The organism is [Micrococcus luteus] ATCC 49442 (assembly GCF_010367585.1).
Classification (GTDB): Bacteria; Actinomycetota; Actinomycetes; order Actinomycetales; family Micrococcaceae; genus Arthrobacter; species Arthrobacter luteus_A.
Genome location: NZ_JAAAXP010000001.1, coordinates 4,573,398 through 4,587,389 on the forward strand (window position 1 = coordinate 4,573,398; position 13,992 = coordinate 4,587,389).

The 13,992-nt window shown below is 62.6% G+C and carries 18 protein-coding genes; 17 read left to right on the top strand and 1 reads right to left on the bottom strand.

Translation table 11 applies throughout. The annotated features are described in order from the left end of the window. Positions 1-96 precede the first annotated feature (96 nt). Entirely contained in the window at positions 97-4,134 is a 4,038-nt protein-coding gene (locus tag GUV69_RS20835) for a hypothetical protein (RefSeq protein WP_208786683.1), read from the top strand. A 30-nt stretch (positions 4,135-4,164) separates the two neighbouring features. Beyond that, complete coding sequence (locus GUV69_RS23460) at positions 4,165-4,290, top strand: hypothetical protein (RefSeq protein WP_255527060.1); 126 nt, start codon at positions 4,165-4,167, stop codon at positions 4,288-4,290. A 7-nt stretch (positions 4,291-4,297) separates the two neighbouring features. Here GUV69_RS23460 and GUV69_RS20840 read toward each other — a convergent pair whose 3' ends face one another. After that, the gene (locus GUV69_RS20840; RefSeq protein ID WP_164205887.1) at positions 4,298-5,734 is read right to left on the bottom strand and encodes a GH1 family beta-glucosidase; all 1,437 of its coding nucleotides are present in this window, start codon (positions 5,732-5,734) and stop codon (positions 4,298-4,300) included. Between the two features lie 443 nt (positions 5,735-6,177). Here GUV69_RS20840 and rpsJ point away from each other — a divergent pair, with 443 nt between their 5' ends. The 15 genes from rpsJ to rpsH all read left to right on the top strand — a co-directional run bounded on the left by rpsJ (position 6,178) and on the right by rpsH (position 13,988). Further along, a complete protein-coding gene (rpsJ, locus tag GUV69_RS20845) occupies positions 6,178-6,486 on the top strand; it encodes a 30S ribosomal protein S10 (RefSeq protein WP_038464699.1) in 309 nt (102 codons plus the stop codon). A 17-nt stretch (positions 6,487-6,503) separates the two neighbouring features. Further along, positions 6,504-7,154 carry a 50S ribosomal protein L3 gene (gene rplC / locus GUV69_RS20850; RefSeq protein ID WP_108599010.1) on the top strand — a complete coding sequence of 217 codons (651 nt, stop codon included), beginning with the start codon at positions 6,504-6,506 and terminating at the stop codon, positions 7,152-7,154. A 4-nt stretch (positions 7,155-7,158) separates the two neighbouring features. Then, positions 7,159-7,782 carry a 50S ribosomal protein L4 gene (gene rplD, locus GUV69_RS20855; RefSeq protein ID WP_164205889.1) on the top strand — a complete coding sequence of 208 codons (624 nt, stop codon included), beginning with the start codon at positions 7,159-7,161 and terminating at the stop codon, positions 7,780-7,782. Then, positions 7,779-8,084 (top strand): 50S ribosomal protein L23, encoded by a 306-nt coding sequence (rplW, locus tag GUV69_RS20860; protein WP_018773664.1) that lies wholly within the window; start codon positions 7,779-7,781, stop codon positions 8,082-8,084. The genes rplD and rplW overlap by 4 nt, the downstream gene beginning before the upstream one ends. Positions 8,085-8,113: 29 nt before the next feature. Continuing rightward, positions 8,114-8,953: a 50S ribosomal protein L2 gene (gene rplB, locus GUV69_RS20865; protein ID WP_164205891.1), complete on the top strand. Its 840-nt coding sequence runs from the start codon at positions 8,114-8,116 to the stop codon at positions 8,951-8,953. Positions 8,954-8,965: 12 nt separating this feature from the next. Beyond that, positions 8,966-9,247: a 30S ribosomal protein S19 gene (gene rpsS / locus GUV69_RS20870; RefSeq protein ID WP_011692805.1), complete on the top strand. Its 282-nt coding sequence runs from the start codon at positions 8,966-8,968 to the stop codon at positions 9,245-9,247. 38 nt (positions 9,248-9,285) lie between these two features. Then, complete coding sequence (gene rplV / locus GUV69_RS20875; RefSeq protein ID WP_003803798.1) at positions 9,286-9,651, top strand: 50S ribosomal protein L22; 366 nt, start codon at positions 9,286-9,288, stop codon at positions 9,649-9,651. Next, positions 9,652-10,485 carry a 30S ribosomal protein S3 gene (rpsC, locus tag GUV69_RS20880; protein WP_164205893.1) on the top strand — a complete coding sequence of 278 codons (834 nt, stop codon included), beginning with the start codon at positions 9,652-9,654 and terminating at the stop codon, positions 10,483-10,485. Continuing rightward, positions 10,486-10,902: a 50S ribosomal protein L16 gene (rplP, locus tag GUV69_RS20885; RefSeq protein ID WP_108599007.1), complete on the top strand. Its 417-nt coding sequence runs from the start codon at positions 10,486-10,488 to the stop codon at positions 10,900-10,902. A gap of 2 nt (positions 10,903-10,904) precedes the next feature. After that, the gene (gene rpmC / locus GUV69_RS20890; RefSeq protein ID WP_066293285.1) at positions 10,905-11,234 is read left to right on the top strand and encodes a 50S ribosomal protein L29; all 330 of its coding nucleotides are present in this window, start codon (positions 10,905-10,907) and stop codon (positions 11,232-11,234) included. After that, a complete protein-coding gene (rpsQ, locus tag GUV69_RS20895; RefSeq protein ID WP_164205895.1) occupies positions 11,231-11,539 on the top strand; it encodes a 30S ribosomal protein S17 in 309 nt (102 codons plus the stop codon). The genes rpmC and rpsQ overlap by 4 nt, the downstream gene beginning before the upstream one ends. Before the next feature lie 660 nt (positions 11,540-12,199). Further along, positions 12,200-12,568 carry a 50S ribosomal protein L14 gene (rplN, locus tag GUV69_RS20900; protein ID WP_024366126.1) on the top strand — a complete coding sequence of 123 codons (369 nt, stop codon included), beginning with the start codon at positions 12,200-12,202 and terminating at the stop codon, positions 12,566-12,568. A 3-nt stretch (positions 12,569-12,571) separates the two neighbouring features. Beyond that, entirely contained in the window at positions 12,572-12,931 is a 360-nt protein-coding gene (rplX, locus tag GUV69_RS20905) for a 50S ribosomal protein L24 (RefSeq protein WP_024366125.1), read from the top strand. After that, positions 12,931-13,512: a 50S ribosomal protein L5 gene (rplE, locus tag GUV69_RS20910; RefSeq protein ID WP_164205897.1), complete on the top strand. Its 582-nt coding sequence runs from the start codon at positions 12,931-12,933 to the stop codon at positions 13,510-13,512. Before rplX ends, rplE begins: the two co-directional genes overlap by 1 nt. A gap of 77 nt (positions 13,513-13,589) precedes the next feature. Then, entirely contained in the window at positions 13,590-13,988 is a 399-nt protein-coding gene (rpsH, locus tag GUV69_RS20915) for a 30S ribosomal protein S8 (RefSeq protein WP_056425243.1), read from the top strand. Positions 13,989-13,992: the final 4 nt, after the last annotated feature.

A 13,992-nucleotide genomic window follows, 5' to 3' on the forward strand; every position in this document is an offset into this window, starting at 1 on the left:
GCGCAGCAGGCCCCGCCTGCGCCTGTAAAAATCCAGTCCCCGCCTGCTTCGGCGGCGCCCCCAGCGGCACCCCTGGTCACGACCCCGAGGTCTTCCATGGTGCCGCCCCAGGCTGCTGCGGCGTCCTTCCGGTCATATCCGGAAACGCCTGCCCAGCGCGAGGCCCGCCGTGAAAAGCGGGACCGCCAGAACATCAACATCACCCTGTATGTGGCCAGCCTTCTGCTGGTCGCCGCTGCCGCACTGTTCATTGGTACCAGCCTCCCTCCGACGATGCGCTTTGCGGGGGTCTGCACCGTGACGGCGCTGTTCTACGGTGCAGGCTTCGTCCTTCACGCCACGGTGCCGCGGCTTCGGCCTGCAGCGGTGGCATTCACAGGCACTGGCCTCGCCATGGTTCCTGTCGCAGGGCTGGCACTCTACAACTTTGCCCTGCCGGACGGACCCACAGCCTGGCTGCTGACATCGCTGGTGGGCACTGTTGCCTATGTTGCGGCGGCTGTCCGGCTGGAGAGCCGGGTCCTGGTGTACCTGTCGCTTACGTTCGTCGCCTCCACCGCGTTCTCGGGCGTATCCGTCCTCGGGGGCGCACTGGTCTGGTACTTCGCCGCCCTGATAGGCGTGGCAGTGGTGCTGACCTGCCTGGCGCTGGGACGGCCCGGCTGGCTGCCGCCGGTCTATGTCCGGCCTCTGATGTTCCTGCATCCTTACGTCGTCCCGGCCGTCGCTGTGGCGGCCACATGTGTGCCGCTGTATCTGGACAAAGCGGAGTATGCGCTGATCATCGCCCTGTGCGGGATCTACTTCGCCCTGATGGCTGTGGTCCCCGGTCCGCTGGGGCTCCGAAACTTCTACGCGGCTCGGGCTGCCCTGACTGTGGCGGCCGCAGTCGCGATCTGGGACCTCACCGGCCGGGGGAGCGACGCACTGTTGGCCGTCTGCGTCCTGCTTGCTGTCCAGGCACTTGGGCTGGCACTGCTGACGGACCGGTTGACCGCACGATTCCCCGAGGCGGCGCAGCGGCCGCAGGCCCCCGACGGTTCCGATATCGGCAAGGGCACCGGCAGCACCCGCGGCCGCTGGCCCGCCGATGCCTCGGTGACCTTCGTTCTGCAGCTTGCAGCGGCGGCCGCCTACGGTATCGCTGAGGCTACTTCCGGTTTCTTCCGCAGCCTTACCGGCCAAAGTTCGTTGCAGGTGGATGGGCCCGTGCCCCTCTGGGTTCCGGTGCTGTTGGCGCTGGTGACGGGCATGGTTCTGGCGGCCCGGTGGCCGGGCCGGACCGAATGGCCGCCGGCGGCTGCCCTGGTCCTTGCCGGGCTGGCGTCCCCGTCCATGGGTGACTGGCCGTTTGCCGTCATGCTGTTCCTCGGCGCTGCCTACTGGACTGCCCGGGCCGCATTCGCGTCAGGCACATTCCGCGGTCGGCTTGTACTGGGAGCCCGGGTCGCCTTGACTCTGGCGGTCCCCGGGACAGTCGCAGCTGTTATTGACCATGGTCCGGCGCGGATGGAAGCCGCGGCATTTGCCCTCTTGATAGCACTGGTGTGCCAGCAACTCCTGACTGCCCTCCTGCAGCGGTCAGGCGTCAAGACCGTCGCGCCGGAGGCAACGCTGGGTGCTTTCTCCGGTGCCGGAGCCCTGGTCCTGATCGGGCTGCCGTTCCTTGAGTCCTCGCCGGCCCACGAACTGACATTTGTCGCCCTGCTCATCCAACTGACGGCGGCCCTGGCCATCGGGTTGCTGCTGGTTCCCCGGCCCGCGGCGGACAAGGACTGGTCCGCGACCGTATGGGAAGCCATGCCGCTGGCCATGTCCCTGGTTGCCGCAGCCGTAGCCTTCCGGTTGGTCTCCCAGGGCGCCGGAAACGTAGTTCTGATCCTGGCAGTTGCCTATCTGTCGATCACTGCGGTTCAACTGCCGCTGCGCCAGCACCGCTGGGCATACTGGTGGTTCGCCCGGGCAGGAGCAACAGTCCTTGCCCTGACCGCTTTCCACCAACTCCACAACGAGGCGGGTCCGGTGGTCATCGCGGACGAGGCGCTCCGCCCCGCCGCGGTCCTCGTGACAGTACTGGCACTCCAGGTGGGCTTGCCTCTGCTGGCCACCGCCCGCCGTCGTGCTCCCCGGTGGGTCCTCGCGGATGCCGGCGCTGTGGTCGTCATGCAGGTGGTGGCCGCTGCCAGCCTCGCGCAATCGATGTCCACGGGCTGGCAGGCCACTTCCGCCGCCGTGCTTACAGCCCTGGGCGCTGCGGCCTCCGGCTACTTCCTCCGCAGCGAGACCGGCGCCGTCTGGCTGGCGCCGTTCGCGTTTGGTTCGCTGCTTGTCTTCAGTGCCGACAACCTCCTCAACGTAGAGCTGATACTCGGCATCTTCGCCGTGTATGCGGCAGTGATGGTGGTGGCCGAGCCGGAGCGCCTACGGAAGGGCTGGTACTTTGTCGCCGCCCGCGTGCTGACTGCCGCCCTGGCGCTGGTCCTCAGCTACGACATCTCCGCTTCCCCCACAGTGGTTTCGCTGACCTTCGCCGTGGTGCTCGCGGCCCAGCATGCGGTCCGGTGGGCGATGCGCGCGCGGCTGGCCGAGGTTCCGTTCCAGCAGGCAGCCGTCTGGATCACGCTGGCGGGCCAGGCGCTGCTGCCGCTTGTGTACGTGGCAGGTCGGGGGAGCGCACGGCTGCAGTCGGGGGAGGACGACGGCGGCCGCTGGGTGGTGCTACTGGAACTGCTGATGCTCCTGGCTTCCGCCGTCGCTGCCAGGAAGTTCTTCGACGCGCGCGGTGCTCTTTACTTCACCGTATACGCTGCGCTGTTCGGGGTGCTGAGCCTGGGTCCGCTGTTCACCTTCGGCGGGACATACCTGGCGGCGGCCATACTGAGCCATACCGGAACTGCCGTCGTCCTGCTGACCGTGGCGTTACTTGCGGTCGCTGCGGGCATCCTGCGGCGGAGGCTGAACGTTGGCAGAGAGGACAGCGAGCATTGGCTCTGGCTGGTAACCGCTGGCTCCTTCGCTGTTGCCGGTCTGGTTCTCGCACCGTTGGCGGAAGGCTGGGTCACCGGTGCCGCCGTCCTGGTTCTTTCGGCTGTGTTCTTTGCGGCGTCGCATGTCGAAGGCCAGCCGCTGCTGTATCCGCCGGCGGCCGTGGCGGCACTCAGCGGAGCCATGGCACTGGCGGCGGAGGCCATCCCGGACCAGACCGGCGTTTGGGGCAACTTCCTGCCGTGGCTGGCCGGCGCAGGCTCGGCAGCCATAGTGCTTTACGCCGTGCGGCTGGTTCGTAGTACGCCGCTGCAGTCCGATCCGGTACGCCGCTGGTCCCTTGCCGGGGCAGCCTTTGTGGCGGTCATCCTCGTGGCCATAGCCGGAATTCCGCACGATGGAACCGCCTGGACGGCGGCAGCCGTCCTGGCTGCCGCCGTCGCGATTGCCTACCATGAGGCTCCCGTGAGCGCCCGCCGGGTTGTACTGGAAGCCGGCGCGCTGGTGCTGACGGCCGCGGTCCAGCGGGCCGCAATCTTCGTCCTGGATGGACCGGGCCGGCTCAACAGCCGCGGATTCGGTGACCTGCCGGATCCCTTCTGGGTGGTCCAGTGGTATGTGCTTTTGGCTGCCGTCCTCGGTGGCTTGCGCTACTTCTCCGGCGACCGCGGTGCCGGGCGGATCCTGGTGGGAGCAGCTGCCTTGTTGCTGTCCTTCAGTGGCCTGGGTGTGGTGTTCGGCGGTACCGGTGCGCAGCAACTGTGGATACTGGTGCTGTTCGCGGCCCTGCTGGTGGCCGGGCTGATCGTGGGCGAGCGGCTGTTTGTCTGGTGGGGAGCGGCAGGAGTGGCGGCCTGCATTCTGTGGGCGATGAGGAACTACACGTTCGTTCTCCTGGCACTGGTGGCCGTGGGGCTCATCGTGTTTGCCGTCTGGCGGCTCAACCGCACGTCCACTGCGGCGCCGGAAGCCGGACCAAATACGGGACCAAACACGGGACCGAATTTCGGACCAGGCAGTGGACCGCATACGGGGCCAGGCAGCGGGCCGGAGGCAGGACCGGGTCCCACGCCGACTCCAGGGTCCGGCAAACCCCACGCCGGCGATCCTCACCCAGGCAACCACCGGGAACCGTCAGGCCGGCACTGATACTGTTGCTAGCAGCGAGAGGAGTACATCATGGAATTCCTGATCTTTCTGGTCATCGTTGTTGCCGTGGTCGCAGGAGTGTTCTGGGCCAAGAAGCATTTCCGCAACGAGATTGACCGCGCCAAGCGCATCAACCGCGCCAACAAGAACCAGTAGCCAGGCTTTAGCTGGCCAGCGGTTTCCGGGCCTGGCTCAGTGCCTGGTACCAGTAGAACGATTCCTTCGGCGTGCGCTCCAGGGTTTCGAAGTCCACGTGGACCAGGCCAAACCGCTGAGAGTAGCCGGCAGCCCACTCAAAGTTGTCCATCAGCGTCCACACGTAATAACCGCGTAGTTCTACATCGTCAGCGATGCCCCCGGGCGCTGTGGCCTCCATAGCATGCTGCAGATGTGCCGCGATGTAGTTGATCCGGGGCTGGTCTGGCACGGGGCCGGTGACGTGCTCGGGCTCCGGGAAGCTGGCACCGCTCTCGGTGATGTAAATCGGCGGCAAGGCATCCTTGTAGCGGTCCTTGAGTTCACGCAGCAGGATCCCCAGATGCTCCGGAGCCACCGGCCACCCGAAACCCGTTGTCTCGTACTCATCAAACGGCACCTGGTGGGCCGGAATCTTGATCATCGCTTCCGCCGGGACCGTCAGGTCTTCGCCGGTGCCCTGCCCGGCCGCAACTTTCACCGGCTGGTAGTAGTTCACGCCGTAGAAGTCCACCGGCTGATGGATGGTGCGGAGATCGGCGTCGGAAATCCTGGGCAGCGAACGCAGCCATGGCTTCGTAAGCCGGAGAGCGAAAGGGTACCGGCCAAGCAGGAGGGGATCCGCGTAAATCCGGTTCAACATCATGTCGAAGACCTTGGCAGCGGCCCTGTCGGCAAACTTTCCTGTTGCGGGGCGGACGGGGGAGTGCAGGTTGGTCACGCCAATGCTGCCGCGGACCCCCTCCGCACGCAAGGCCTGCACAGCCAGGCCGTGTGCCAAGAGTTGGTTGTGGACGGCAGGAAAAGCGTCAAAAAGGAGGTATCGCCCGGGGGCATGGGTGCCCAGGGCATAGCCGTTCAGCACAACGGAAGCGGGCTCATTGAGCGTGACCCACTGGTCTATGCGGTCACCAAAACGCCGGCCGGCCGCAGCTGAATATTCAGCGAACCTTTCGGCCGTGGCCCTGTTCATCCAGCCGCCGCCGTGTTCCAGAGGCAGGGGCGTATCCCAGTGGTACAACGTCGCCATGGGGGAGATGCCTGCGTCAAGAAGCTGGTCGATCAGCCGGTCATAGAAATCCAGGCCCTGCTCGTTGAAGGGTCCGCGGCCATCGGGCTGGATCCGGGGCCAGGAAAGGGAAAAGCGGTAGGAATCAACTCCGAGCTCCCGCATAAGCGCCACATCTTCGGCCGAGCGGTTGTAATGGTCGCAGGCCATTGCGGGCGAGTGGCCGTCCCAGATGGCTCCGGGCTTCTCCACGAAAGCATCCCAGCCTGAGGGGCCCCTGCCGTCGGTGGCCAGGGCACCTTCAATCTGGAACGCGGCCGCGGCTACTCCCAGTGTGAAGGAGGGCGGCAGGCGGCCGGCCAGATCCTGAATGGAAACGTCATTTTCGACGGTCATGACCCCATCATCCATTCGGATGTTGGGGAAGGCAATGGCCTCGGACCGGAGGCTCACGGGCCCGGACGCTGAGGGCCGACGGCGCCATAGGGAGGCGCCGGGCTACAGATTCGCTTCTCCGCACAATATCCGGCATACTAGATGAGTTGTTCAAGCGCTTCTTCGTGTCCCGATCCGGATAATGCCGGGTGTCAGGGTCCAAGTGGAAGCCCAAACATAACCCACTCCCAATGGAACTGCGGATTTGTATGCGTGCTAAGCGCGACACGCCCGACCGCGGGGGTCGGTTACGTCGGCAGGTTGAGGAACCCGGATTCATCCGGATTCAGCTTGTGCGGCGGGTGGTAGTTCAGACTTCAAATGCTTCGGCAGCCACATGCAACACGAAAGTGAACAGAGCAGCCCTACTCAGAGCAGCACTAACTGAAAGAGAGTCAGGCGACATGGCGGGACAAAAAATCCGCATCCGGCTGAAGTCATACGACCACGAGGTCATTGACGTTTCAGCCCGGAAGATCGTTGAGACGGTCACGCGCGCAGGCGCAACGGTAGTTGGCCCTGTGCCGCTGCCTACGGAGAAGAACATCTACTGCGTAATCCGCTCTCCGCACAAGTACAAGGACAGCCGCGAGCACTTTGAAATGCGCACGCACAAGCGTCTTATCGACATCATCGATCCCACGCCGAAGGCTGTTGACTCGCTTATGCGTCTCGACCTGCCGGCCGACGTGAACATCGAAATCAAGCTGTAGGGAGGTGCTGAGAGACTATGACCGCAACCCGTAACGTAAAGGGCCTGCTGGGCACGAAGCTCGGCATGACCCAGGTCTGGGACGAGAACAACAAGCTCATCCCCGTCACTGTGGTCCAGGCAGATTCGAACGTCATCACCCAGCTGCGCAACGCAGACACTGATGGCTACGTAGCTGTACAGATCGGCTACGGCCAGATCGATCCCCGCAAGGTCACCAAGCCGCTGGCTGGTCACTTTGAAAAGGCAGGCGTCACGCCTCGCCGCCACGTCGTCGAACTGCGCACTGCAGATGCTGACACTTACGAGCTGGGCCAGGAGCTTTCTGTTGAGCTCTTCGAAGCCGGCCAGAAGATCGACGTCATCGGCACCACCAAGGGTAAGGGCTTCGCCGGCGTTATGAAGCGTCACGGCTTCCACGGCGTTGGAGCTTCCCACGGTGCCCACAAGAACCACCGTAAGCCCGGTTCAATCGGTGGCGCATCCACCCCGAGCCGCGTCTTCAAGGGCATGAAAATGGCCGGCCGCATGGGCGCCGTTCGTCACACCACGCTGAACCTCACGGTTCACGCAGTTGACGTCGAGAAGTCGCTGCTCCTGATCAAGGGTGCCGTCCCCGGCGCCCGCGGCCAGGTCGTACTCGTACGCACCGCCGTGAAGGGAGCCTAGTTAAATGACTAGCACTGTCAAGGTTGACCTGCCTGCAGAGATCTTCGACGTTCAGACCAACGTGCCGCTGCTGCACCAGGTCGTCGTTGCCCAGCTCGCTGCTGCTCGCCAGGGTACCCACAAAACCAAGACCCGCGCCGAGGTTTCCGGTGCAGGTCGCAAGCCGTTCAAGCAGAAGGGCACCGGCCGCGCCCGTCAGGGTTCAATCCGTGCTCCTCACATGACCGGTGGTGGCGTTGTCCACGGTCCCACACCGCGTGACTACAGCCAGCGCACCCCCAAGAAGATGATTGCTGCTGCACTGCGCGGCGCACTGTCTGACCGGGCCCGCAACGGACGCATCCACGTTGTTGCTGAACTGGTGGAGGGCACCAAGCCGTCCGTCAAGTCCGCACTTGCAACGCTTCGCGGAGTTTCCGAGCGCAAGAACCTGCTGGTTGTCATCGAGCGCGCCAACGATGTTGCAGCACTTTCCGTGCGCAACCTCGCCGGTGTTCACGTTCTGTACGCAGACCAGCTGAACACCTACGACGTACTCGTCTCTGACGACGTTGTCTTCACCAAGGCTGCCTACGAAGCATTCGTTGCTGACAAGGCAGTAGCAAAGAACGAGGAGGATGCCAAGTGAGTGCAGCCACCATCAAAGACCCGCGCGACGTCGTGCTTGCACCCGTCGTATCGGAAAAAAGCTACGGCCTGATCGATGAGGGCAAGTACACCTTCCTGGTGGACCCCCGCTCGAACAAGACCGAGATCAAGCTGGCCGTGGAGAAGATTTTCTCCGTCAAGGTCGAATCGATCAACACCATCAACCGTGCCGGTAAGCGCAAGCGCACCAAATTCGGATGGGGTACCCGCAAGAACACCAAGCGTGCAATTGTGAGCCTCAAAGAAGGCACCATCGACATCTTCGGCGGTCCGCTCTCGTAGCGGAGACCACTTTAACGAGGAAATAAACTATGGGAATCCGTAAGTACAAGCCGACTACACCGGGCCGTCGTGGCTCGAGCGTAGCGGACTTCACCGAAATCACGCGGTCAACGCCGGAAAAGTCGTTGGTACGTCCGCTGCCCAAAAAGGGCGGCCGTAACAACACCGGTAAGATCACCACCCGTCACAAGGGTGGTGGCCACAAGCGCCAGTACCGTCTGATCGACTTCCGTCGCCACGACAAGGACGGCGTCAACGCCCGCGTTGCCGAAATCGAGTACGATCCGAACCGCACGGCTCGCATCGCCCTCCTGCACTACGTTGATGGCACCAAGCGTTACATCATCGCCCCGAACAAGCTGTCCCAGGGTGACGTCGTTGAGGCAGGTGCCGGTGCTGACATCAAGCCCGGTAACAACCTGCCCCTGCTCAACATCCCGGTCGGTACCGTAATCCACGCAGTCGAACTGCGTCCGGGTGGCGGCGCCAAGATGGGCCGCTCCGCCGGCGCATCGATCCAGCTTGTTGCCAAGGAAGGCCGCTTCGCCCAGCTGCGTCTGCCTTCCGGCGAAATCCGCAACGTTGATGTGCGCTGCCGCGCAACCATCGGCGAGGTCGGCAACGCCGAGCAGTCGAACATCAACTGGGGCAAGGCCGGCCGTATGCGGTGGAAGGGCGTTCGCCCGACCGTCCGCGGTGTCGCCATGAACCCGGTTGACCACCCGCACGGTGGTGGCGAGGGTAAGACGTCCGGTGGACGTCACCCCGTCAACCCGAACGGTAAGCGTGAGGGCCGCACCCGCCGCCCGAACAAAGAGAGCGACAAGCTTATTGTGCGTCGTCGTCGTACTGGCAAGAACAAGCGATAGGAGCCTGGACACATGCCACGCAGCCTGAAAAAAGGTCCTTTCGTTGACCAGCACCTCTTTGTGAAGGTGGACAGGGAAAACGAAAAGGGCACCAAGAACGTCATCAAGACCTGGTCCCGCCGTTCGATGATCATCCCCGACATGCTCGGGCACACGATCGCCGTGCACGACGGACGCAAGCACATCCCGGTGTTTGTCACTGAGTCGATGGTCGGGCACAAGCTCGGCGAATTCGCTCCCACGCGGACATTCCGCGGCCATGTCAAGGACGACCGTAAGGGCAAGCGCCGCTAGGCGCCTGCACTTACGTCAAAGACGAGAGAAGGAAAGCAATGGAAGCCAAGGCAATTGCGCGTCACATCCGCGTAACGCCTATGAAGGCCCGGCGCGTCGTCAACCTTGTTCGTGGTAAGCAAGCGAATGAGGCTCTGGCAATTCTGAAGTTTGCCCCACAGGCAGCTTCAGAGCCGGTATTCAAGGTAGTTCAGTCGGCAATCTCCAACGCCCGGGTCCTCGCGGACCGCGACGGTGTTGCGTTTGACGAAGGTGACCTCATCATCAGCGAAGCGTTTGTTGATGAAGGCCCGACCATGAAGCGGTTCCAGCCGCGCGCCCAGGGTCGTGCATTTCAGATCAAGAAGCGCACGAGCCACATCACCGTGGTAGTCGCTACCCCGGAGAAAGAGGAGGCTCGCTAAGTGGGACAGAAAGTTAACCCGCACGGGTTCCGACTCGGCATCACCACCGATCACGTATCGCACTGGTTTGCTGACAGCACCAAGGCCGGCCAGCGGTACAAGGACTTCGTTCGCGAAGACATCCGCATCCGCCAGCTCATGTCCACGGGCATGGAGCGCGCCGGCATCGCCAAGGTTGAGATCGAGCGCACCCGTGACCGTGTCCGCGTGGATATCCACACGGCACGTCCCGGCATCGTCATCGGCCGCCGCGGCGCTGAAGCAGACCGCATCCGCGGCGAGCTTGAGAAGCTGACGGGCAAGCAGGTTCAGCTGAACATCCTCGAGGTCAAGAACCCCGAGATGGAAGCACAGCTTGTTGCCCAGGGCGTTGCTGAGCAGCTGACTTCCCGCGTGGCTTTCCGCCGCGCGATGAAGAAGGCCATGCAGTCCGCACAGCGTGCAGGTGCCAAGGGCATTCGTATCGCTTGCTCCGGTCGACTGGGCGGCGCTGAAATGTCCCGCTCGGAGTTCTACCGCGAAGGCCGTGTGCCCCTGCACACCCTCCGTGCGAACATCGACTACGGCTTCTACGAGGCCAAGACCACCTTCGGCCGCATCGGCGTGAAGGTCTGGATCTACAAGGGTGACGTCACCTCCAAGGAACTGGCTCAGCAGGCAGCTGCTGCTCCGTCCCGTGGCCGCGGCCCCAGCGATCGTCCGGGCCGCCCGGGTGGCGCTGACCGTGGTGACCGCCGCCGTCGTACCGACCGTCCGGCAGCAGAGGCAGCTCCGGCTGCCGCCGCTCCGGCAGTTGAGGCTGCACCCGCTGCAGTAGAAGGAGGACAGGCTTAAATGCTTATCCCACGTCGAGTCAAGCACCGTAAGCAGCACCACCCGGGTCGCTCCGGAACTGCTACGGGCGGCACCAAGGTCTCGTTCGGCGAGTACGGCATCCAGGCTCTGAGCCCGGCATACGTCACCAACCGTCAGATCGAATCTGCCCGTATCGCGATGACCCGCCACATCAAGCGTGGCGGCAAGGTCTGGATCAACATTTACCCGGACCGTCCGATCACGAAGAAGCCGGCCGAAACCCGCATGGGTTCCGGTAAGGGTTCACCGGAGTGGTGGGTCGCTAACGTCAAGCCGGGTCGGGTTCTCTTTGAGATCTCCGGCGTCGAAGAATCGGTAGCTCGCGAGGCCCTGCGCCTGGCAATCCACAAGCTCCCGTTGAAGGCACGCATTTTGCGTCGCGAAGGTGGTGAATAGAAATGGCAGTAGGATCCAAGGAACTTGCATCCGCACAGCTGGACACGTTCGACAACGAGCGCCTCGTTGAAGAACTCCGTAAGGCTAAGGAAGAGCTGTTCAACCTGCGTTTCCAGTCCGCCACCGGTCAGCTGGAGAACCACGGTCGTCTGCGCGCGGTAAAGAAGGACATCGCACGCATCTACACCGTTCTCCGTGAGCGCGAGCTGGGCATTCGTGCCGAGGTTGCCGCACCGGTTGTGGAAGCCAAGGAAGAAAAGAAGTCCAAGAAGGCCGCAACCAAGAAGGCCGAAAAGGCTGAAACGGTTGAGACCGAGGAGGATGCCAAGTGAGTGAAAAGGACGAGAACGTGACGGAAACTGTTTCCGCAGCAGCTACGGCTGGCGAACGCGGTTACCGTAAGACGAAGCGTGGCTACGTGGTCTCGGACAAGATGGAAAAGACCATCGTTGTCCAGGTAGAAGACCGCGTAAAGCACGCTTTGTACGGCAAGGTCATCCGCCGCAACACGAAGATCAAGGCTCACGACGAAGAGAACACCGCCGGCATCGGCGACCTCGTTCTCCTCGCCGAGACCCGCCCGCTGTCCGCCACCAAGCGGTGGCGTCTGGTTGAGGTCCTCGAAAAGGCCAAGTAACACCTGCCCGCAGGTATTGCACGGAAACCCCCGTTCCCTTTTGGGAGCGGGGGTTTCCCGCGTTTGCGGGGGAGTAGCAACCGGGCCGCCCCGGCCCGCGGCGGGCCAAAAACGTGGCGTGCGTGCCGCCGTCGTCCGCCCCTTCACCCCGGACGCTCTCTCACTTAATGTGTGAAATCCCTGGACGCTCTCTCACTTTCTTCAAGAAAGTGAGAGAGCGTCGGCCGAAAACCCGCATTAAGTGAGAGAGCGTCCGACGGCGGGTGGCCGGGATTTCGGGGGAGCGGCACCCGGGGCGGGCAAGCAGCGTGCGGTGCGTGACGTCGTCGTTGGTTCCCGTGTGCAGTCGGCGTTGAATGGGCAGGGACAGCTGCTCTGTGATATGGGGGCTGGGCCAAACTGTGCTAAGATTTTGAGTTTGTATGGCGCCTTTCGTGCGCCGACATCAACCTCGTAAACAATCGTGCCACGGCATAGTGCCCCCTAGGGCTTCGGACCTGTCCGGAACCGCCTGGGAAGCAAATGTTTTTGGCACGGGAGTTTAGGCCTGGTCTGGCAAAATCCAGGCAGGTCAAGAGACACCCCGATCAACCGTTCCGCAAGGCTCATTCCGTAGGAAGATTTTCGGTCTGAGAACCGGCGCGACGCAAGGAGTAAATAGTGATTCAGCAGGAGTCGCGACTCAAGGTCGCCGACAACACGGGTGCTAAGGAAATCCTTACCATTCGCGTTCTCGGTGGATCTGGCCGTCGCTACGCAGGCATTGGCGACGTTATCGTCGCTACCGTCAAGGACGCAATTCCGGGCGGCAACGTAAAGAAGGGCGATGTTGTTAAGGCAGTCATCGTCCGTACCAAGAAGGAACGCCGCCGTGCGGATGGTTCCTACATCAAGTTTGACGAGAACGCAGCTGTGATCCTGAAGGCTGACGGTGACCCCCGCGGTACCCGTATCTTCGGACCGGTTGGTCGTGAACTCCGTGACAAGAAGTTCATGAAGATCGTTTCTCTGGCTCCGGAGGTGCTCTAGTCCATGGCTAAGATCAAAAAGGGTGACCTCGTTCAGGTCATCACTGGCGCCAAGGCTGAGCGCGGCGGCGACAAGGGTAAGCAGGGCAAGGTTCTGCGCGTATTCCCGGAGACCAACCGCGTGTTGGTTGAAGGCATTAACCGCGTAACCAAGCACACCAAGGTCGGTCAGTCGCAGCGCGGCACCAAGACCGGTGGCATCGAGGTCGTCGAAGCTTCGATCCACATCTCCAACGTGGCTCTGGTTGACCCGTCCACCAAGAAGCCCACCCGCGTCGGTTTCCGCACCGAGACCGTTGAGCGCGATGGCGTGAAGCGCGAAGTGCGTGTCCGCGTGGCCAAGAGCTCCGGGAAGGACATCTAATGACTGAGACTCTCGAGACTCCGGCAACGAAGATCGTTCCTCGTCTGAAGACCAAGTACGCCGATTCCATCAAGAGCACGCTCATTGAGGAATTCAGCTACAACAACGTCAATCAGGTTCCCCGCCTGGTGAAGGTCGTTGTGAACATGGGTGTTGGAGATGCCGCCAAGGACTCCAAGCTGATCGACGGCGCTGTCCGCGATCTGACCCTGATCACCGGCCAGAAGCCGCAGGTAACCAAGGCCCGCAAGTCGATCGCACAGTTCAAGCTGCGCGAAGGCATGCCCATCGGCGCACACGCAACTCTGCGTGGAGACCGCATGTGGGAATTCCTGGATCGTCTGGTCACGCTGGCTCTGCCCCGTATCCGCGACTTCCGCGGCCTCAGCGGCAAGCAGTTCGATGGCAATGGCAACTACACCTTCGGTCTGACCGAACAGGTTATGTTCCACGAAATCGACCAGGATTCCATCGACCGCACCCGCGGCATGGACATCACGGTTGTTACCACTGCCAAGACCGATGACGAAGGCCGTGCGCTGCTGAAGGCGCTTGGTTTCCCGTTCAAGGCCGAAGACTAATCTAGCTACGTAACAGGTCCTTCGCTGAGGCTTTGCCGCAGCGAGGAAACCGTTATGAGGAAGGGCAAGAGCCCACAATGACAATGACAGATCCTGTCGCAGACATGCTTACGCGTCTGCGCAATGCAAACTCGGCATACCACGATTCCGTGTCCATGCCGTACAGCAAGCTCAAGGCACGCGTTGCCGACATCCTGAAGGCCGAAGGTTACATCGCCTCCTGGAAAGAAGAAGACGCTGAGGTTGGCAAGAAGCTGACTCTCGAGCTCAAGTTCGGACCGAACCGCGAGCGTTCAATCGCTGGTGTTCGTCGTATTTCCAAGCCGGGCCTGCGTGTTTACGCAAAGTCCACCAACCTCCCGCACGTGCTCGGTGGCCTGGGTGTCGCAATCCTGTCCACCTCTTCCGGCCTCTTGACTGATAAGCAAGCCGGCAAGAAGGGCGTGGGCGGCGAAGTCCTCGCCTACGTCTGGTAACGGG